Consider the following 19,736-nt stretch of genomic DNA (forward strand, 5'->3'; position numbering starts at 1 on the left):
ATACTCGGTGCGTGACCGCCAACGAGCCCACCCGCGCGCCCCGTGCCGGCACCGGTCCGGCGCCCCGCGCCGGCCACGGCCACGAGCAGGGGCCGGACCCCGCCCCGCACGACGCCGTCGTGCTCGCGGGCGGCGGCGCCCGGCGCCTGGGCGGAGCGGACAAGCCCGGGGTGCGGGTGGGTGGCCGGGCGCTGCTCGACCGCGTCCTCGCCGCGTGCCGGGACGCCCGCACGACCGTCGTCGTCGCCACGCCGAGACCCACCGAACGGCCCGTCACCTGGGCTCTGGAGGACCCGCCCGGCGGCGGCCCGGTCGCCGCCCTCGACGCCGGGCTGCGCCACACCGCCGCCGAGGACGTCGTGGTGCTCTCCGCCGATCTGCCGTTCCTCGGTGCGCAGACCGTCGCCGGGCTGCTCGGCACGCTGCGCACGAGCGGCGCCGACGGCGTGCTGCTCACCGACCCCGACGGCCGCGACCAGCCGCTCGTGGCCGCCTACCGCGCGCCGCGGCTGCGCGAGACCCTCGCCGTGCTGCGGGAACGGCACGGCACGCTCGCCGGTCTCCCCCTGCGGCGCCTCGTCGCAGAGCTGAATCTCACCCGGGTCCCGGACCCCGTCGCGTCCTTCGACTGCGACACCTGGGACGACATCGCCACCGCCAGGGCACGCATCAGGGAGCATGGGCACGTGTTGGATGACTGGATCTCCGCCGTCAAGGACGAACTCGGGCTCGACCTCGACGTCGACACCCGCGGACTGCTCGACCTCGCCCGCGACGCCGCCCACGGGGTGGCGCGGCCGGCGGCGCCGCTGACCACCTTCCTGGTCGGCTACGCCGCCGCACAGGCAGGGGGCGGCCCCGAGGCGGTCGCCGAGGCCTCCCGCAAGGCCGCAGCCCTCGCCGAGCGCTGGGCACGGGAGAGCACCGCCGCCCCCGGAACCCCCCAGGACGGCTCCGCCGGGCGGCCCGGCGGCGACGTCGCCCCGGACGCCACCCCGGACACCCGCCCGGACGCCGGATGACCCCGCCGGGCACCCGCGCCGGCGAGGACGCCGAGGATCTCGACGTCGAGGAGGTGCTCGCACTCGTGCGCAACAGCAACGACAGCACCCTCGGCGGCCGGGGGCACGGCTCGGGCGCGCACCACCCCGCCCCGGACCACGGACCCGGCGGCCCCACCGCGGGGGGCGACGCCCGTACGCCCGCGGCCGGGTCCGGGCGCGGCCACCGCGCCACGCCCTGGTCCGAGGCCCGGTCCCGCGCCGAACGCACCGCACGAGCCACCGTCCGGGCCGCCCGGCGCGCGCCTGTCTCCGTGCCCCTGGACGGTGCCCTGGGCCTCACCCTGGCCGCCCCGCTCGACGCCCTCACCGACCTGCCCTCCTTCGACACCTCGGCAATGGACGGCTGGGCGGTGGCCGGTCCCGCCCCGTGGGCCGTCCGGGACGAGGGCGTCCTCGCCGGGCACGCCGCGCCCGCCCGGCTCACCGACGGCGAGGCGGTCCGGATCGCCACCGGCGCCCGCATCCCGGCGGACACCACGGCCGTCCTGCGCAGCGAGCACGGCCGGACCGACGACAAGGGCCGGCTGCACGCCACCCGCGAGGTCGTCACCGGCCAGGACATCCGCCCGCGCGGCCAGGAGTGCCGCGCCGGCGACCAGTTGCTGCCCGTCGGGACCCTCGTCACCCCGGCGGTCCTCGGACTGGCCGCGGCGGCCGGGTACGACAGCGTCACCGCCGTGCCCCGCCCCCGCGTGGACGTCCTCGTCCTCGGCGACGAACTGCTCACCGAAGGGCTGCCCCACGACGGCCTCATCCGGGACGCCCTCGGCCCCCTGCTGCCGCCGTGGCTGCGGGCGCTCGGGGCCGAGGTCACCGCCGTCCGGCGCGTGCGCGACGACATCGACGCGCTGCACGAGGCGATCACCGCCTCGGGCGCCGACGTCGTCGTGACCACCGGCGGCACGGCCGCGGGCCCGGTCGACCACGTCCACCCGGTCCTGGAGCGCATCGGTGCCGACCTCCTGGTGGACGGCGTCCAGGTCCGGCCCGGGCACCCCATGCTCCTGGCCCGCATCGGCGAGACACGGCACCTGGTCGGCCTGCCGGGCAACCCGCTCGCCGCCGTCTCGGGGCTGCTGACGCTCGCGGAGCCGCTGCTGCGGATCCTCTCCGCCCGACCCGCCCCCGAGCCGTACACGCTGCCGCTGGGGGACGCCGTGCAGGGGCACCCCCACGACACCCGGCTCGTGCCCGTGGTCCTGCGCGGCGACCGGGCGATGCCGCTGCACTACAACGGGCCCGCCATGCTGCGCGGCATCGCCGCGGCCGACGCACTGGCCGTTGTGCCGCCGGGTGGCGCCGGCCCGGGACAGGAGGCGGAACTGCTCGACATGCCCTGGGCGTCCGCCGGGATCGGGGTGTGTTTCACGTGAAACTTCCGGGCCAGGACGCCATCGCCCGCCAGGCCGACGAGCACCTGGTGACCCACCGGGTGAAACTCCCGCGGCAGGTCGTGGAGCACCCGATCCGCCAGGTCGCCAAGCGGCTCTCGATGGCCCTGGTGGTCCTCGTCCTGACCGCGCTGATCGTCTACGCCGACCGGGACGGCTACAACGACAACGCGGGCGGCGGCCTCACCCTCCTCGACGCCTTCTACTACGCGACCGTCACCCTCTCCACCACCGGGTACGGTGACATCACCCCGGCCAGCGAGAGCGCCCGGCTGACGAACATCCTCGTCATCACGCCGCTGCGCGTGCTGTTCCTGATCATCCTGGTCGGTACGACCCTGGAAGCCCTCACCGAACGCACCCGGGAGGAGTGGCGACTGACCCGCTGGAGGTCCACCTTGCGCGATCACACCGTCGTCGTCGGCTTCGGCACCAAGGGCCGCTCGGCGATCCGGACCGTCTGCGCGACGGGGCTGAAGAAGGAGCAGGTGGTCGTCGTCGACCCCAGCTCCAAGGTGATCGACGCCGCGACCGCCGAGGGATACGCCGGCATCGTCGGTGACGCCACCCGCAGCGAGGTCCTCAAGCGGGCCGAGGTCCACAAGGCGCGCCAGATCATCATCGCCACCCAGCGCGACGACACCGCGGTCCTGGTGACGCTCACCGCGCGGCAGCTCAACCGCGGGGCGAACATCGTCGCCGCGGTCCGCGAGGAGGAGAACGCCCCGCTGCTCAAGCAGTCCGGCGCCGACGCCGTCATCACCAGTGCCAGCGCCGCGGGCCGGCTGCTCGGCCTGTCCGTGCTCAGCCCGTCGGCCGGCATGGTGATGGAGGACCTCATCCAGCAGGGCAGCGGCCTGGACATCGTGGAGCGGCCGGTCGTGAAGGCCGAGGTGGGCAGGACACCCCGGGAGATCGACGACCTGGTGGTCAGCGTCATACGCGGTCACCGGGTGCTCGGCTACGACGACCCGGCCGTCGGCCGGCTGGAGCTGACCGACCGGCTCATCACCATCGTGCGCAAGACCCCCGGCACGCAGGTCGCGCCGGACGTCCGCCCGATGCCGCCCCTGCCCCCGATGCCCCGCAACAAGTAGCCGCGGGCAGAGGCGCCCAGGGCCGGGACACGAAAGGGCCGGCCGTCCCGCACCGGGTGTGCGTGACGGCCGGCCGAGGCCCGCGGGGCTACTTGCGGTTGTACAGCCGCATCGTGACCGGCCCGAAGACCAGGACGAACAGCCCGGCCCAGCCCAGCGACCAGGCCACCTCGTCGGCCGGCCAGTCGCCGCCCATCAGACCGCGCACCGCCGACGCCAGATGCGTGATGGGGCTGTTGTTCACGAAGGCCTGCAGCCAGCCCGGCATGGTCTTCGGGTCGACGAACACGTTGGACAGGAACGTCAGCGGGAAGATCACCATCATGCTGACGCCCATCACCGACTTCTCGGTGCGCAGCATCAGCCCGAACATCGTCCAGATCCACGAGAACGCGAACGAGAACAGCACCAGCAGGGCGATCCCCGCGAGCACGCCCGCCGGACCGCCCTCCGGCCGGTAGCCGAGGATCATGCCCACGGTGAGCATCACGACCGAGGCGATCGTGTACCGCAGGGCGTCACCGAGCAGATAGCCGACCATGGTCGAGGGCCGCCAGATCGGCAGGCTGCGGAACCGGTCGAAGACGCCCTTCTCGATGTCGGTGTTGACCGAGACGCCCGTGTACATCGTGATCATCACGACCGACATCACGAGGATGCCCGGCAGCAGGAACTGGATGTACTCCTTCGGCGAGCCGGCCAGCGCCCCGCCGAACAGGTACGTGTACATCAGCACCATCATGATCGGGAACGCCGTGACGTCGAAGAGCTGCTCCGGCACGTGCTTGATCTTGAGGATGGCCCGCCAGCCGAAGGTCATCGAGGCCGACCACGCGCTGGGGCGCGGCGGCCGCTCCTTGGAGATGAGCAGCGCGGCGAGCGACTCGGCGCTGACCGGGGCGAGTTTTTCGCTGTCGGTGGTCGTCGCGGTGCTCATGCCGCCACCTCGTCCTTCGGGTCGTCGGAGTGGTCGGCGGAGTCGTGCGTGTCGTGCCCGGTCAGGGCGAGGAACACCTCGTCCAGGCTGGGCTGGCCCAGGGAGAAGTTGTCGACGGTGACCCCGGCGCGGGCCAGTTCGCCCAGCGCGCGCGAGGCGTGCTCGGCCGCCGAGTCGTCGCTCGCCGCGGCGAGCCGGGCGGTCAGGGCCACCGGGTCGGGCTCCGGCTGGACCTGGGCGCCGAGGGTACGGCGCAGCAGCTCGGCCGCGAGCTCCCGCTGGTCCGGATCCCGTAGCCGCAGATGGACCGACCCGGCGCCGACGGACGACTTCAGCTCGCCCTTGGTGCCCTCGGCGATCACCCGCCCGCGGTCGATGACGGCGATCCGGGACGCCAGCTGGTCCGCCTCGTCCAGGTACTGCGTGGTCAGCAGCACGGTGGTGCCCTGGGCGACCACCGCCCGCACGATGTCCCACACCTGGTTGCGGCTGCGCGGGTCCAGGCCGGTCGTCGGCTCGTCCAGGAAGAGCAGGTCGGGGGTGTTGAGGATGGACGCGGCGATGTCGATGCGCCGCCGCATGCCGCCCGAGTAGTGCTTGACCTGCTTGGCGGCGGCGTCCGTCAGCCCGAAGGCCTCCAGGAGCTGCGCCGCGCGGTCCCGGGCGGCCCGCTTGTGGTGACCGAGGAGCCGGCCCAGCAGGACCAGGTTCTCCGTGCCGGTGAGGTCCTCGTCGACGGAGGCGTACTGGCCGGTGAGACTGACCCGGCCGCGCACCTCGTCCGCCTCGCGGACGATGTCGTGACCGAAGACATGGGCCTGACCGCCGTCCGGACGCAGCAGGGTGGCGAGCATCTTCACGGTGGTGGTCTTGCCGGCGCCGTTCGGGCCGAGGACGCCGTAGACCGTGCCCGCCGGCACGGACAGGTCCACCCCGTCGACGGCCCGGGTCTCGCCGAACGTCTTCACCAGGCCCGCGGTCTCGATCGCCAGGCCGGACGTCTGCGTGCTCATGCTTCGGGTCCTTCCGAGTACGTGGGCTACGCATGGGGAGACCTTTACCGTCGCTCAAACTCATCGGTCGCGCACATGGATTTCCGCCGCGGCCCGCCCGGGGAGCGAACCGGCCTCTTCCCGGGGGCGAGCCGGGCCGTCCGCGAAGGGATCGGACTCGGTCCCGGGGCCGGGGGGTACGGTCCCCTTCATGCATGCGATCACGATTCCCGAACCTGGTGGGCCCGAGGCGCTGGTCTGGGACGAGGTCCCCGACCCCGTGCCCGGCGAGGGCGAGGTCCTGGTCGAGGTGGCGGCCGGGGCCGTCAACCGGGCCGACATCCTGCAGCGGCAGGGCTTCTACGACCCGCCGCCCGGCGCGGTCCCCTACCCGGGCCTGGAGTGCTCCGGCCGGATCGCCGCGATCGGCCCGGGCGTCTCGGGCTGGAACGTCGGTGACGAGGTGTGCGCGCTGCTCTCCGGCGGTGGTTACGCCGAGAAGGTGGCCGTCCCGGCCGGGCAGCTGCTGCCGGTGCCCGGGTCGATGGACCTGAAGCAGGCCGCGGCGCTGCCCGAGGTGGTCTGCACCGTCTGGTCGAACGTCTTCATGGTCGCCCACCTGCGCCCCGGCGAGACGCTGCTCGTCCACGGCGGCTCCAGCGGCATCGGCACCATGGCCATCCAGCTGGGCAAGGCCGTCGGCGCGCGCGTGGCGGTCACGGCCGGGACGAAGGAGAAGCTGGAGCGGTGCGCCGAGCTGGGCGCCGACATCCTGGTCAACTACCGCGAGCAGGACTTCGTCGAGGAGGTCAGGAAGGCCACCGACGGGGCCGGGGCCGACGTCATCCTGGACAACATGGGCGCGAAGTACCTGGACCGCAACATCCGGGCCCTGGCGGTCAACGGCCGGCTCGCGATCATCGGCATGCAGGGCGGGGCGAAGGGCGAGCTGAACATCGGCGCGCTGCTCGCCAAGCGCGCCGCCGTCAGCGCGACGTCCCTGCGCGCCAGGCCGCGGGAGGAGAAGGCGGCCATCGTCGCGGCCGTGCGCGAGCACGTCTGGCCCCTGCTCGCGGAGGGCCGGGTACGCCCGGTCGTCGACCGCGAGATCCCGATGCCGGACGCGGCGACGGCCCACCGGGTGGTCGAGGAGAGCGGCCACATCGGCAAGGTGCTGCTGATCGCGCCGTAGGGCGGACCGCCGGGCCGGTCCGGGATGCCCCGGGCCGAGCTGGGCGCCGCTCATCGCGGCCGCTACCCCCGTCGCAGCCTCAGCCCGAGGAACGCCAGGCCCAGGCCCAGTCCGATCAGCACCAGGCCGCTGCCCAGCGGCAGGATGCGCAGGACCGGTGCGGTGGGGCTCTCTGCGGTGGCGGCCCGGCGCACGGGCTCGTCCTCGACCGTCGGCTCGGGCGGCTCGGGGACGGGTTCCGGGGGCGTCGCGGGCAGGGCGGTGGCGTCGGTGACGCCCGGCTCCTCCGAGGCGGCCGCGGGGCGTCCCGGGCGCTCCCGTCCCTGGCCGGCCCGGCTGCCCGCCCGCGAGGGCTCACCCGGGCCGGAGGGGACCGGCGAGAGACCGGGGGCGGCCGCCACGGGGTCCTCGTCGTCGGTGGGGAAGCCGGGGGAGAGGACGCCGGGGGCGAGGACGGCGGCGTGGGACGGGGCGGCCCCGTACGGTGCGACGGCCGCGCCCGTTCCCAGGGCCAGTGCCAGTGCCGCCGCCCGCAGGGCGTGTAGCCATGGAGCCACGGGGGTGACTCCCTCCCGCCGTGCCCCGGTGGGGCAGAACGGCATGTCGGGTCGTGTCCGGGCACTCAGCCTCACACCGCACGCGGCGCCGGGCACTCCGGGTTCGGCCGACGGGCGGAACCGGCGCCCGGCCCGGGTGTCCCGACCCGTCACGACGACGGCGGGGAGACCCGCGGGGGCACCCCGAGGGCGGGGCGCAGGCGTACGAGACAATGGCGGCATGGAGATGCCGAGGAACGAAAGGTCGCCGGAGAACCCGCAGATCCTGGTCGTGGGCCAGGACGGCATGGCGCTCAGCGGCGGCGGCGGAGACGAGGACTCCCGCGAGACCCCGGTCACGGAGCAGGTCGAGCAGCCGGCGAAGGTCATGCGCATCGGCAGCATGATCAAGCAGCTGCTCGAGGAAGTGCGCGTGGCTCCCCTGGACGAGGCCAGCCGGGTCCGGCTCAAGGAGATCCACGCCAGCTCGGTCAAGGAGCTGGAGGACGGCCTGGCGCCCGAACTGGTGGAGGAGCTCGAGCGGCTCTCCCTGCCGTTCACGGACGAGGCCACGCCCAGCGACGCGGAACTGCGCATCGCGCAGGCCCAGCTGGTGGGCTGGCTGGAGGGGCTGTTCCACGGGATCCAGACGACGCTGTTCGCCCAGCAGATGGCGGCCCGTGCCCAGTTGGAGCAGATGCGCCGCGCCCTCCCGCCGGGCGTCGGTCACGAAGGGCTCGACGAGCAGCACCCGGGAGGCCGTTCCGGCGGCCCGTACCTGTAGACGGCGGCACAGCCCGTACCCGACACGGGCCCGGCGGCCGCGGCCGCCGGGCCCTTCCTCATGTCCGGGGCGCCAGGGTCCCGGGCGTCCGGGCCCGGGCCGTCAGGACGGCGGGTTGCCCGTCGAGACGTTGAGCACGATCGTCGGCATGTCCTTGGGGTCGACGTCGGTGCCCTTGGACGGGAACTGGTTCATGACCGTGCCCTCGCCGTAGGTGTTCTCGTCGACCTTCTCGGTCTTGACCTGCCAGCCGGCGGCCTGGGCGCAGGCCTTCACGGACTGGATGTCCTTGAACTTGAAGCTCGGGATCTCGATCTTCTCGGGGTCGTTGTACGACTCCTGCGGCTCCGTGCACTCCTCGGTGTCGACCGTCCTCGACCGGTCCGGGCCGCGGTAGCCGGGCTTCTTCTCCGCGGAGGCCGACGTGCTCGGGTCGCTGCCGCCGCCCTTGTCGTCCTCGCCGCCGCCCATCATCAGCAGGGCCGTGACGAGTCCGCCGACGGCGAGCAGGGCCACGACGACCGAGCCGACGATCACCGGCTTGTTGCTCCTGCCGCCGCCCTGCCCGACGGACGTCGTCTGCGGGGTGAGGTTGTAGGGCGGCGGGGTGGACGGGCCGTGCTGCGGGGAGTAGCCGGCCGGGGTGGGCGCCTGGTAGCCGCCCTGCTGCGGGTAGCCGTACGCCGGGGCCGGGGTGCCGTACGGGTTCGGCGGCGGAGTCGGCTGGTACGGCGTCTGCACCTGGCCGGAGGGTGCCGGGCCGGTCTGGTCGACCGGCGGGAACACCGCCGAGCCGACACCCGAGCCGCTGGGCGCCTGGGTGCCCGGCACGATGCTCGGCGGCGCCGCCTGGAAGGAGGCAGCCACGCGCAGGCACTCGTCGCGCATGGCCTCGGCGCTGGGGAAGCGCTCGTTCGGGTTCTTCTTCAGCGCCCGGGTGATCAGCGCGTCCACCGCCGGGGGCAGCGAGCGGTTGATCGAGGACGCGACCGGCGGCTCCTCCTGCACGTGCGCGTAGGCGATGGCCAGCGGCGAGTCCGCCTCGAACGGCAGCCGCCCGGTGACGAGCTGGAACAGCATGATGCCGACTGAGTACAGGTCGGAGCGGGCGTCCACGCCGCGGCCCAGGGCCTGCTCGGGCGAGAGGTACTGCGGGGTGCCGACGACCATGCCGGTCTGCGTCATCGACGTCACACCGGACTGCATGGCGCGGGCGATGCCGAAGTCCATCACCTTGACCACGCCGCGCTTGGTCATCATCACGTTGCCCGGCTTGATGTCCCGGTGGACCAGGCCCATCTCGTGGCTGATCTCCAGCGCGGCCAGCACGTCCCCGGTGATCTTCAGCGCCTTGTCGGCGGGCATCGCGCCCAGTTGCCGGACGTCCTCGTCGAGCACGGAGCCGAGCGGGCGGCCCTCGACGTACTCCATGACGATGTACGGCGTCGTCATGCCGTCGACGGTGTCCTCGCCGGTGTCGAAGACCGAGACGATGTTGGTGTGCGTGAGCTTGGCCACGGACTGCGCCTCGCGGCGGAACCGCTCGCGGAACGCCTGCTCCCGGCCGAGGTCGGTGTGCAGCGTCTTGATGGCGACCTGCCGGTCGAGCACGCTGTCGTACGCGAGGTGCACCGAGGCCATGCCGCCCTGGCCGAGCAGGTCGCGCAGCTGATAGCGGCCACCGGCGAGCGCCCGCCCCGTGTAATGGCCCTGTGCGCCGTCCTGGCTCATGTTCCCTGTCCCCCGTAGCCCCCGCGGGCGCCGCCGACCTGTCGCTGATCCGTCGTGATCCACACCGTGATTCCCGGCCAAGTCTGCCCCAGGGCAGTGACACGTCAAGCTCGGTGCCCGTTCCGTGACCGTACGCGAAAGAAGCGTCGCGGAAGCGTTACAGGGGGCGTACGGCCGGTACACGGAATTTGCACGACAGTACGGAGTGACGGTTTCATGGCCGGTCCGTCTCGTGCCGGTCCCAGGCACCCGTCTCGCACCTCAGGCTTGCGCGGAGGCTGTAGCGTGGCCGACGGAGACCGTAACAACACCGCGCGCACCGCGGGCAGAAACGACGGCGAGGACTGATGGCACAGCAGCAGCGCGCTCAGGGCCCGTCCGACCCCGAGGCGACTGGCGGCGGCATGTCGGACGCGCCGGACAACTGGGGCAACGGCGGGCTCGTCGGGGACGGCCGGTACCGGCTGACCCACAGGCTCGGCCGGGGCGGCATGGCCGAGGTGTTCGCTGCCGAGGACGTCCGGCTCGGGCGCACCGTCGCCGTCAAGCTGCTCCGCGCCGACCTCGCCGAGGACCCGGTGTCCAAGGCCCGCTTCACGCGCGAGGCGCAGTCGGTCGCCGGCCTCAACCACCACGCCATCGTCGCCGTGTACGACTCCGGCGAGGACGTCGTCGGCGGCCAGTCCGTGCCCTACATCGTGATGGAGCTGGTCGAGGGCCGCACCATCCGCGACCTGCTGCTCAACGCCGAGGCGCCCGGGCCCGAGCAGGCCCTGATCATCGTCTCCGGGGTGCTGGAGGCGCTCGCCTACTCGCACCAGCATGGCATCGTGCACCGCGACATCAAGCCGGCCAACGTCATCATCACGCACAACGGCGCGGTGAAGGTGATGGACTTCGGCATCGCCCGCGCCCTGCACGGCGCGTCGACGACGATGACGCAGACCGGCATGGTCATGGGCACCCCGCAGTACCTCTCCCCGGAGCAGGCGCTCGGCAAGGCCGTCGACCACCGCTCCGACCTGTACGCGACCGGCTGCCTGCTGTACGAACTCCTGTCGCTGCGCCCGCCGTTCACCGGGGAGACCCCGCTGTCGGTGGTCTACCAGCACGTCCAGGACATCCCGACCCCGCCCTCCGAGGCCTCCGACGCCTGCCCGCCGGAGCTGGACGGCCTGGTCATGCGCTCCCTGGCCAAGGAGCCCGACGACCGCTTCCAGACGGCCGAGGAGATGCGCGGCCTGGTCCAGTACGCGTTGCAGATGCTGTACGACCAGGGCGGCCACACCGGCACCTGGAACACCGGCCCCGTCGTTGCGCACGAGGGCCGCAACACCCCGTCGGGCGGCTTCGCGCAGACGGCCGTGATGGGCCACCCGGGGGACGCCTCCGGCACCACCCAGATCCCCTCGCCGATCCTGCCCGCCGGCTACGGCGGCGGGGACGACGGCGGTTTCGAGGGCCACGGCAACAAGGGCAGTGGCCGGGGCAAGCTGTGGATCCTCGCCGTGCTCGCGGTCATCGCCGTGGTCGCGGGCGTCGCCCTGGCGCTGCAGAACACCGGCGGCGGCAAGGAGGAGCCGGGCAAGAAGCAGTCGCCGAGCTCCTCGCGCAGCAGCGAGGACAAGGAGCCCAGCAAGAAGCCGAGCGACGAGCCGACGGACGAGCCGACCGGCAGCACCACGGACGGCGGTACCGGCACGGGCAACGGCAACGGCGACTGGACGCCGTCGTACACGCCCTCCTACACGCCGTCCCAGAGCGCGCCGCAGTCGCCCACGGGCCGGCCGTCGAACCCGCCGACCTCCGCGGAGCCCACCGGCGAGCCCACGGGCGGCGAGGAGCCCACCGACCCGGAGACCCCGCCGGACGACACCGGTGGCACCGACGCGGGCGGCACCACCGCCGGTGACGCGGGCGGCGCCGGCGGCGGGGGCGACGGCTGATCCGTCCGGCGGAAGACGGCTGACGGCCTGGCGAGAAGGCACGATCCACGCGCGCGTGGGACCCGGGAACGGGCCCCACGCGCGCGTGCCGTTTCACCGCGCCCGGAAGTTGGCTCTTCCCGTGACCTGGGTCACCGGGTTAACGTGCGGTAGCTCCGGCCTCCTGCAAGGCTGTGACCAGGGCCCCTTCGCAGCCTTCCCGATTTACTTGGAAATCCAAGCAAAATCGCAGGTCAGATGGGGTTTCACAGAAATGTGGCGCACTGGGTAACGTGCTTTCTGCAGGGCGCTCGCCGGGGCACCTGTCACGCCTGTCTCCCGGCTGAGCGGCACCCACCCCGTGCCCGTGGTCGAGAACAGGTGAGCCGCTCCCCCAGGCTCTGAACGAGCAGGGGGAACCCCAGGCCCACCGGCAACCCCGGGAGCCGGACCGACGGAGGAGCACACGTGACCGTGGAGAGCACTGCCGCGCGCACACCGCGACGCAGCGCCGGAAGCAAGGCCGGCGCCACCGGCACCAAGCGCACCACCCGCACCACCGCCAAGAAGGACGCGGGCGCCACGGGCGGCGAGCCGCAGCTCGTGCAGCTGCTGACGCCCGAGGGCAAGCGGGTCAAGAACGCGGAGTTCGACAAGTACGTCGCCGGGGTCACCGCCGAGGAGCTGCGCGGCCTGTACCGCGACATGGTGCTCACCCGCCGCTTCGACGCCGAGGCCACCGCCCTTCAGCGCCAGGGCGAGCTGGGCCTGTGGGCGTCGCTGCTCGGCCAGGAGGCCGCCCAGATCGGCTCCGGCCGGGCCCTGCGCGACGACGACTACGTCTTCCCGACCTACCGCGAGCACGGCGTCGCCTGGTGCCGCGGGGTGGACCCGACCAACCTGCTCGGCATGTTCCGCGGGGTGAACAACGGCGGCTGGGACCCCAACGGCAACAACTTCCACCTCTACACGATCGTCATCGGCTCCCAGACGCTGCACGCCACCGGCTACGCGATGGGGGTCGCCAAGGACGGCGCGGACAGCGCGGTGATCGCCTACTTCGGCGACGGCGCCTCCAGCCAGGGCGACGTGGCCGAGTCGTTCACCTTCTCCGCGGTCTACAACGCCCCGGTCGTGTTCTTCTGCCAGAACAACCAGTGGGCCATCTCCGAGCCGACCGAGAAGCAGTCCCGCGTGCCGATCTACCAGCGCGCCCAGGGCTTCGGCTTCCCCGGTGTCCGGGTCGACGGCAACGACGTGCTCGGCTGCCTCGCGGTCACCCGCTGGGCGCTGGAGCGGGCCCGCAACGGCGAGGGGCCGACCCTCGTGGAGGCGTTCACCTACCGCATGGGCGCCCACACCACCTCCGACGACCCGACCCGCTACCGGGGCGACGAGGAGCGCCAGGCTTGGGAGGCCAAGGACCCCATCCTGCGCCTGCGCAGCTACCTGGAGGCCTCGAACCACGCGGACGAGGCGTTCTTCGCGGAACTGGAGACCGAGTCCGAGGCGTTGGGCAGGCGAGTGCGCGAGGCGGTCCGTGCCATGCCGGACCCGGACCACTTCGCGATCTTCGAGAACGCCTACGCGGACGGACACGCGCTGGTCGACGAGGAGCGCGCCCAGTTCGCCGCATACCAGGCGTCCTTCGCCGACGAGGGGGGTAACTGAGATGGCCGAGAAGATGGCACTGGCCAAGGCGATCAACGAGTCGCTGCGCCGCGCCCTGGATTCCGACCCCAAGGTCCTGATCATGGGTGAGGACGTCGGCAAGCTGGGCGGCGTGTTCCGGGTGACGGACGGCCTGCAGAAGGACTTCGGCGAGAGCCGCGTCATCGACACCCCGCTCGCCGAGTCGGGCATCGTCGGCACCGCGGTCGGCTTGGCCCTGCGCGGCTACCGCCCGGTGGTGGAGATCCAGTTCGACGGCTTCGTCTTCCCGGCGTACGACCAGATCGTCACGCAGCTCGCGAAGATGCACGCCCGCTCGCTGGGCAAGGTCAAGATGCCCGTCGTGGTGCGCATCCCCTACGGCGGCGGCATCGGCGCGGTCGAGCACCACTCGGAGTCCCCCGAGTCGCTGTTCGCGCACGTGGCGGGCCTGAAGGTGGTCAGCCCGTCGAACGCCTCGGACGCGTACTGGATGATGCAGCAGGCCATCCAGAGCGACGACCCGGTGATCTTCTTCGAGCCCAAGCGCCGCTACTGGGACAAGGGCGAGGTCAACACGGAGGCCATCCCGGGCCCCCTGCACAAGGCCCAGGTGGTCCGCGAGGGCACCGACCTGACCCTGGCCGCCTACGGCCCGATGGTGAAGCTGTGCCAGGAGGCCGCCGACGCGGCCGCCGAGGAGGGCCGGAACCTGGAGGTCCTCGACCTGCGCTCGATCTCCCCGGTCGACTTCGACTCGATCCAGGCGTCGGTGGAGAAGACCCGCCGCCTGGTCGTGGTCCACGAGGCACCGGTGTTCTTCGGCTCGGGCGCGGAGATCGCCGCCCGGATCACGGAGCGCTGCTTCTACCACCTGGAGGCCCCGGTGCTCCGGGTCGGCGGCTACCACGCCCCGTACCCGCCGGCCCGCCTGGAGGAGGAGTACCTGCCGAACCTGGACCGGGTGCTGGACGCCGTCGACCGCGCCCTGGCGTACTGAGGAGAGGGTCGTGACGACGATGACGGAAGCGTCCGTGCGCGAGTTCAAGATGCCCGACGTGGGCGAGGGACTCACGGAGGCGGAGATCCTCAAGTGGTACGTCCAGCCCGGTGACACGGTCACCGACGGGCAGGTCGTGTGCGAGGTCGAGACGGCGAAGGCGGCCGTGGAGCTGCCCATCCCCTACGACGGAGTGGTCCGGGAGCTGCACTTCCCGGAGGGCACCACGGTCGACGTGGGCACGTCGATCATCGCCGTGGACGTGAGCGGCGGTGCCGCGTCCGCGCCCGCCGCCGAACAGCCCACGGCCCAGGAGCCCGCCGCCCCGGCCCCGGCCGCCCCGCCGGCCGAGGAGCCGAAGGCCGAGGGCTCGGGCCGCCAGCCGGTCCTGGTCGGCTACGGGGTGGCGACCTCCTCCACCCGCCGCCGCCCCCGCAAGACCCAGGAGACCCCGGCCCGGCCGGCCTCCCCGGCGATCCAGTCCGAGCTGAACGGCCACGCCCCGGCGCCCGTCCCGGCTCCGGCCCCGGCGGCCCCTGCGGTGGGCGGCGACCGGCCGCTGGCCAAGCCCCCGGTGCGCAAGCTCGCCAAGGACCTGGGCATCGACCTGACGACGGTCACGCCGACGGGCCCGGACGGCATCATCACGCGTGAGGACGTGCACGCGGCGGTCGCCGCCGCCACGGCCGCGGCTCCCGCGCCGGCCGCCCCGGCCCCGGCCTCGACGGCCCCGGCCGCCGCCGCGACCGCCCCGGCCTCGTACGACACCGCGCGCGAGACCCGCGTGCCGGTCAAGGGCGTGCGCAAGGCCACGGCGGCCGCGATGGTCGGCTCGGCGTTCACCGCGCCGCATGTCACGGAGTTCGTCACGGTCGACGTGACGCGCACGATGAAGCTGGTCGAGGAGCTGAAGCAGGACAAGGAGTTCGCGGGCCTGCGCGTGAACCCGCTCCTGCTGATCGCCAAGGCCCTGCTGGTCGCGATCAAGCGCAACCCGGAGATCAACGCCTCCTGGGACGAGGCCGCCCAGGAGATCGTGGTCAAGCACTACGTGAACCTGGGCATCGCGGCCGCGACCCCGCGCGGCCTGATCGTGCCGAACATCAAGGACGCGCACGCCCAGACCCTGCCGCAGCTGGCCGGGTCGCTGGGCGAGCTGGTCGCGACGGCGCGCGAGGGCAAGACGTCCCCGTCGGCCATGCAGGGCGGCACGGTGACGATCACCAACGTCGGCGTCTTCGGCGTCGACACGGGCACGCCGATCCTGAACCCGGGCGAGTCCGCGATCCTCGCGGTCGGGGCGATCAAGCCGCAGCCCTGGGTCCACAAGGGCAAGGTGAAGCCCCGTCAGGTGACCACCCTGGCGCTGTCGTTCGACCACCGCCTGGTCGACGGCGAGCTGGGCTCGAAGGTCCTGGCCGACGTGGCCGCGGTGCTGGAGCAGCCCAAGCGCCTGATCACCTGGGCCTGACACACGGGAAGGGGGCTCGCCACCGGCTGTGGCGGGCCCCCTTCGCGTTGCGCGTCCGCGGCTCCTTGGTGGAGCCCGCGGCTACTTGGTGAAGCCGTAGTTCAGCAGCTTCGTCGCGTCCGACTGGCGCGTGGTCGCGTTGGTCGAGGCGAGGACCGTGCCGATGACGGTCTTGCCACTGCGCGTCGCCGCGAAGACCAGGCAGTACTTCGCCTCCGGGCCCGAGCCCGTCTTCACACCGATCGCGCCGCTGTAGCTGCCGAGCAGCGGGTTGGTGTTCGTCCACGGCGCCATCGTTCGCGTGCCGCCGGACTTGGTGGTCGTCTTCGCCGTGTACTTCTTCGTCTTGACGACCGTGCGGAACGTGGAGTTCTTCATCGCGGCGCTGGCGAGCTTCGTCAGGTCGCGCGGCGTGGAGTAGTTGCTGCCCTTGCCGATGCCGTCGAACGAGTCGAAGTGGGTGTTCGTCAGACCCAGGCTCTTGGCGGTGGTGTTCATCTTGCCGATGAAGGACTTCACCCGCGCCGACCGCGTCGAGCCGGAGCCGTACTTGTCGGCCAGCGCGTACGCGGCGTCGCAGCCGGACGGCAGCATCAGCCCGTACAGCAGCTGGCGGACGGTGACCTTGTCGCCGACGATCAGCTTGGCGTTGGACGCCCAGTTGTTCGCGACGATGTAGTCGCTGTACGCCTTCTGGACGGTGACCTTGCTGTCCAGGTTGAGGTTCGACTGCTTCAGCACCACCAGGGCCGTCATGATCTTGGTGGTCGAGCCGGTCGAGCGACGGGTGTCGGCCGCCTTGGTGTAGAGCGACTTGCCGGTCGCGTTGTTCATCACGTAGCCGCCCTTGGCGGCGATGGAGGGCGCCGAGCCCGCGGCCTGCGCCGGCGCGACGGTGAGGGCACCGGTCGCGAGCATGGCGCCGGTGGTCACGGTGACGGCCGCGGCTCTGCGCAGACGAGTGCCCTTAATGCCGGTTATCAAGTCAAGTACCCCGATTACGTCGAATGCCCCATCGGTGCGGCCGAGTTGAGGACGAGGGGAAAGGGGCCGCACGTGTCTGACTTGTAACTAGCACAGTTGGTTGTGCTGTTGCCGGGAGGGGTCCCTGCTTTGCCACGGATGTGTGACATCCGGGTCCGCATACTGGACGGATGCATCCATGCACACCTGATGTATCTATCCTGTTCGTATGACTGTGGCCGTGAAGCAACCCCCCGCCGCCGACCGGGTCTACACCCACGTCAAACAGGGCGTCCTCGAGCGCCGCTACGAAGGCGGGACCCTGCTCACGGAGGGCGAGCTCGCCGAGGCCGTCGGGGTCTCGCGCACGCCGGTGCGCGAGGCGCTGCTCCGGCTGGAGGCCGAGGGGCTGATCCGGCTCTACCCCAAGAAGGGCGCCCTTGTCCTGCCCGTCTCCGCGCAGGAGATCGCGGACGTGGTGGAGACCCGCCTGCTCGTCGAGGAACACGCGGCGCGCAAGGCCGTCCCCGCGCCCCACGGGCTCATCGAGCGCCTAGAGGAGCTGCTGGCCCGGCAGAAGAAGCAGGCCGCCGCCGGTGACCTCGCGGGCGCCGCCGTCACCGACCGCTGCTTCCACGCCGAGATCGTCCGCAGCGGCGGCAACGAGATCCTCTCCCGCCTCTACGACCAGCTGCGCGACCGCCAGCTGCGGATGGGCGTCGCCGTCATGCACTCCCACCCCGACCGCATCGCCAAGACCCTCGCCGAGCACGAGGAGATCCTGGACGCGCTGCGCGCCGGGGACGCCGAGGCCGCCGTCGGCATCGTCCACCGGCACGTCGGCTGGTTCTCCCACCTGGCCCGCGGGGAGGTCCGATGAGCTCGGCCGCGCTGCCGGAGGACCCCCCGGGCGGCCGCCGCGCCCTGGCCGTCTGGGGCATCGGCGTCTCGGTCTACTTCGTCGCGGTCATCTTCCGCACGTCCCTGGGCGTCGCCGGCCTCGACGCCGCCGACCGCTTCCATGTCAACGCCTCCGCGCTGTCCACCTTCTCCATCCTGCAACTGCTGGTCTACGCGGGCATGCAGATACCCGTGGGCCTGCTCGTGGACCGGCTCGGCACCAAGAAGGTGCTGACGCTGGGCGCGGTGCTGTTCACGGCCGGGCAGCTCGGCTTCGCGTTCTCCCCCTCCTACGGCACGGCCCTGGCCTCCCGGGCGCTGCTCGGCTGCGGTGACGCGCTGACGTTCATCAGCGTGCTGCGGCTGGGCAGCCGCTGGTTCCCCGCCCGGCGCGGGCCCCTCGTCGCCCAGTTCGCGGGGCTGATCGGCATGGCCGGCAACCTCGTCTCGACGCTCGTGCTGGCCCGGCTGCTGCACGGCGTCGGCTGGACGGCCGCCTTCGCGGGCAGCGCCGCGGCCGGGGCCGTGGTGTTCGTCCTGGTGGTGCTGTTCCTCAAGGACCACCCCGAAGGCCACGCGACCGCACCCGTCCCGCACCAGGGGACGGCCTGCGTGCGCCGGCAGATCGCCGCGGCCTGGCGGGAGCCGGGGACCCGGCTGGGCCTGTGGGTGCACTTCACCACCCAGTTCCCGGCGATGGTGTTCCTGCTGCTGTGGGGCCTGCCGTTCCTGGTCGAGGCGCAGGGCCTCACCCGGGCCACCGCCGGCGAGCTGCTGACCCTGGTCGTGCTGTCCAACATGGTCGTCGGCCTGGTCTACGGCCAGATCGTCGCCCGGCACCACGGGGCGCGGCTGCCGCTCGCGCTCGGCACGGTCGGGGCCACGGCCCTGCTGTGGGCGGCGACCCTTGCCCACCCGGGCACGCACGCCCCGATGTGGCTGCTGATCGTGCTGTGCACGGTCCTCGGCGCCTGCGGTCCGGCCTCCATGATCGGCTTCGACTTCGCCCGCCCGGCCAATCCGCCCGAGCGGCAGGGCACCGCCTCCGGCATCACCAACATGGGCGGCTTCGTGGCCTCGATGACCACGCTGTTCGCGATCGGTGTCCTGCTGGACGCCACCGGTGACGACTACCGCGTCGCCTTCTCCGTGGTCTTCGTGCTCCAGGCGGCCGGCGTCACGCAGATCCTGCGGCTGCGCCGGCAGGCGGCCCGCCGGGAGCGGGAGCGGCTGGTGGCCAGCCGGGTGGAGACCGTGCACGTCCCGGCGTAGGCCGGACCGTACCGTGCGTGGGCCGACGCGGCCCGGACGGGCGGGTGCCGGTCCCGGACCGGCCCCCGCCCGCGTCAGGTCGCGGTCCGCACCGGCACGAGCGTGAGGTACGCCAGGCCCAGGACGCCGCGGTAGGCCAGCCAGGCCGCCCGGTGCCGGTCCGCCCGCTGCCGGACCTCCCCCGCCTCCGGGTGGCCGGGGTTCCCGGCGAGCCACACCTCCGTGTCCGCCAGGTACGCCGCCTCGAACTGCTCCCACTCGTCCGGGCTCGCCGTCTCGGTCCACTCGGGCCGGAAGCCCGCGCCGATCGCCGTGTCGACCAGACCCGCCAGATCGGGATGGTCGCCGGCGGTGGCACCCGGCCACATGCGCGACAACTCGCCCGGCTCCGGGGTGCGCTGCCAGAACCCCTCCCCGAGCAGCACCCGGCCGCCGTCGGTGACGAGGCGGCGCAGCTCGGCCAGGGCCTTCGGCAGCCCGCTGCCGAGCGCCTGGCTCGCGCCGACGCACAGCACGAGGTCGGCGGGGCCACGGGTGGTGCCGGTGGCGGACTCCTGGAGGAAGCGGACCCGGGACGCCAGGCCGCGCTCCTCGGCGGCCCGCCGCCCCCGCTCCAGGTCGCCGCCGTCCAGGTCGATCCCGGTGCCGGTCGCCTCCGGCGCGGCGGCCAGCACGCGCAGCATCAACTCGCCCCAGCCGCAGCCGATGTCCAGGACCGTCGCGGGGCCGTGGCGGGTGAGGCGCCGCGCGAGGGCGTCGGCCCGCTGCTCGGACAGCGGGCCGTGGAAGGTGAGGCGGGCGTGGCGGGAAGGCGTCATGTCCGGGACGCTA

General features: G+C 72.9%; 17 protein-coding genes. 11 read left to right on the forward strand and 6 right to left on the reverse strand.

Features of this window, described 5'->3' with window-relative positions:
* The first annotated feature begins 11 nt into the window (after nt 1-11).
* Genes ACZ6ZN_RS21405 through ACZ6ZN_RS21415 form a run of 3 tightly spaced genes read left to right on the forward strand, consistent with a single transcriptional unit; the run spans nt 12 to nt 3,552 of the window.
* Entirely contained in the window at nt 12-1,022 is a 1,011-nt protein-coding gene (locus tag ACZ6ZN_RS21405) for an NTP transferase domain-containing protein (RefSeq protein ID WP_469648439.1), read from the forward strand.
* Complete coding sequence (locus ACZ6ZN_RS21410) at nt 1,019-2,437, forward strand: molybdopterin molybdotransferase MoeA (RefSeq protein ID WP_469648442.1); 1,419 nt, start codon at nt 1,019-1,021, stop codon at nt 2,435-2,437. The genes ACZ6ZN_RS21405 and ACZ6ZN_RS21410 overlap by 4 nt, the downstream gene beginning before the upstream one ends.
* A complete protein-coding gene (locus ACZ6ZN_RS21415; protein WP_398109125.1) occupies nt 2,434-3,552 on the forward strand; it encodes a potassium channel family protein in 1,119 nt (372 codons plus the stop codon). Before ACZ6ZN_RS21410 ends, ACZ6ZN_RS21415 begins: the two co-directional genes overlap by 4 nt.
* Before the next feature lie 88 nt (nt 3,553-3,640).
* On the opposite strand, the gene ACZ6ZN_RS21420 is transcribed toward ACZ6ZN_RS21415, so the two are convergent.
* A complete protein-coding gene (locus tag ACZ6ZN_RS21420) occupies nt 3,641-4,489 on the reverse strand; it encodes an ABC transporter permease (protein WP_469648445.1) in 849 nt (282 codons plus the stop codon).
* Nucleotides 4,486-5,502, reverse strand: coding sequence for an ATP-binding cassette domain-containing protein (locus ACZ6ZN_RS21425; protein ID WP_469648448.1), 1,017 nt, complete (start codon nt 5,500-5,502; stop codon nt 4,486-4,488). Before ACZ6ZN_RS21425 ends, ACZ6ZN_RS21420 begins: the two co-directional genes overlap by 4 nt.
* 190 nt (nt 5,503-5,692) lie before the next feature.
* Here ACZ6ZN_RS21425 and ACZ6ZN_RS21430 point away from each other — a divergent pair, with 190 nt between their 5' ends.
* Nucleotides 5,693-6,673 carry an NAD(P)H-quinone oxidoreductase gene (locus ACZ6ZN_RS21430; protein ID WP_469648451.1) on the forward strand — a complete coding sequence of 327 codons (981 nt, stop codon included), beginning with the start codon at nt 5,693-5,695 and terminating at the stop codon, nt 6,671-6,673.
* A gap of 62 nt (nt 6,674-6,735) precedes the next feature.
* Here ACZ6ZN_RS21430 and ACZ6ZN_RS21435 read toward each other — a convergent pair whose 3' ends face one another.
* Nucleotides 6,736-7,230, reverse strand: a complete 495-nt coding sequence (locus ACZ6ZN_RS21435; RefSeq protein ID WP_469648455.1) for a hypothetical protein — start codon at nt 7,228-7,230, stop codon at nt 6,736-6,738.
* A gap of 220 nt (nt 7,231-7,450) precedes the next feature.
* Between ACZ6ZN_RS21435 and ACZ6ZN_RS21440 the strand changes: the two genes are divergently transcribed.
* Nucleotides 7,451-7,993 (forward strand): bacterial proteasome activator family protein, encoded by a 543-nt coding sequence (locus ACZ6ZN_RS21440; protein ID WP_398109120.1) that lies wholly within the window; start codon nt 7,451-7,453, stop codon nt 7,991-7,993.
* A gap of 102 nt (nt 7,994-8,095) precedes the next feature.
* On the opposite strand, the gene ACZ6ZN_RS21445 is transcribed toward ACZ6ZN_RS21440, so the two are convergent.
* On the reverse strand, nt 8,096-9,724 hold the full coding sequence (locus ACZ6ZN_RS21445) for a protein kinase domain-containing protein (RefSeq protein ID WP_398109119.1): 1,629 nt from the start codon (nt 9,722-9,724) through the stop codon (nt 8,096-8,098).
* Nucleotides 9,725-10,071: 347 nt separating this feature from the next.
* Between ACZ6ZN_RS21445 and ACZ6ZN_RS21450 the strand changes: the two genes are divergently transcribed.
* The 4 genes from ACZ6ZN_RS21450 (at nt 10,072) to ACZ6ZN_RS21465 (ending at nt 15,770) form a co-directional block, all read left to right on the forward strand.
* Nucleotides 10,072-11,670 (forward strand): protein kinase domain-containing protein, encoded by a 1,599-nt coding sequence (locus ACZ6ZN_RS21450; RefSeq protein ID WP_451875917.1) that lies wholly within the window; start codon nt 10,072-10,074, stop codon nt 11,668-11,670.
* Nucleotides 11,671-12,117: 447 nt separating this feature from the next.
* Nucleotides 12,118-13,320 carry a pyruvate dehydrogenase (acetyl-transferring) E1 component subunit alpha gene (pdhA, locus tag ACZ6ZN_RS21455; RefSeq protein WP_398109117.1) on the forward strand — a complete coding sequence of 401 codons (1,203 nt, stop codon included), beginning with the start codon at nt 12,118-12,120 and terminating at the stop codon, nt 13,318-13,320.
* Between the two features lies 1 nt (nt 13,321).
* On the forward strand, nt 13,322-14,299 hold the full coding sequence (locus tag ACZ6ZN_RS21460; RefSeq protein ID WP_398109116.1) for an alpha-ketoacid dehydrogenase subunit beta: 978 nt from the start codon (nt 13,322-13,324) through the stop codon (nt 14,297-14,299).
* Nucleotides 14,300-14,309: 10 nt separating this feature from the next.
* Nucleotides 14,310-15,770, forward strand: coding sequence for a dihydrolipoamide acetyltransferase family protein (locus ACZ6ZN_RS21465; RefSeq protein ID WP_469648459.1), 1,461 nt, complete (start codon nt 14,310-14,312; stop codon nt 15,768-15,770).
* An 81-nt stretch (nt 15,771-15,851) separates the two neighbouring features.
* Here the strand turns inward: ACZ6ZN_RS21465 and ACZ6ZN_RS21470 are convergent, their stop codons facing one another.
* Nucleotides 15,852-16,754, reverse strand: coding sequence for a D-alanyl-D-alanine carboxypeptidase family protein (locus tag ACZ6ZN_RS21470; protein ID WP_451875915.1), 903 nt, complete (start codon nt 16,752-16,754; stop codon nt 15,852-15,854).
* A gap of 208 nt (nt 16,755-16,962) precedes the next feature.
* Here ACZ6ZN_RS21470 and ACZ6ZN_RS21475 point away from each other — a divergent pair, with 208 nt between their 5' ends.
* Both ACZ6ZN_RS21475 and ACZ6ZN_RS21480 read left to right on the forward strand, forming a co-directional pair.
* Nucleotides 16,963-17,613 carry a GntR family transcriptional regulator gene (locus ACZ6ZN_RS21475; RefSeq protein WP_398109113.1) on the forward strand — a complete coding sequence of 217 codons (651 nt, stop codon included), beginning with the start codon at nt 16,963-16,965 and terminating at the stop codon, nt 17,611-17,613.
* Nucleotides 17,610-18,905, forward strand: coding sequence for an MFS transporter (locus ACZ6ZN_RS21480; RefSeq protein WP_469648463.1), 1,296 nt, complete (start codon nt 17,610-17,612; stop codon nt 18,903-18,905). The genes ACZ6ZN_RS21475 and ACZ6ZN_RS21480 overlap by 4 nt, the downstream gene beginning before the upstream one ends.
* Nucleotides 18,906-18,979: 74 nt before the next feature.
* On the opposite strand, the gene ACZ6ZN_RS21485 is transcribed toward ACZ6ZN_RS21480, so the two are convergent.
* Nucleotides 18,980-19,723: an SAM-dependent methyltransferase gene (locus ACZ6ZN_RS21485; RefSeq protein ID WP_398109111.1), complete on the reverse strand. Its 744-nt coding sequence runs from the start codon at nt 19,721-19,723 to the stop codon at nt 18,980-18,982.
* Nucleotides 19,724-19,736 lie beyond the last annotated feature (13 nt).

The sequence above is a fragment of the Streptomyces sp. NPDC053665 genome, assembly GCF_055585285.1.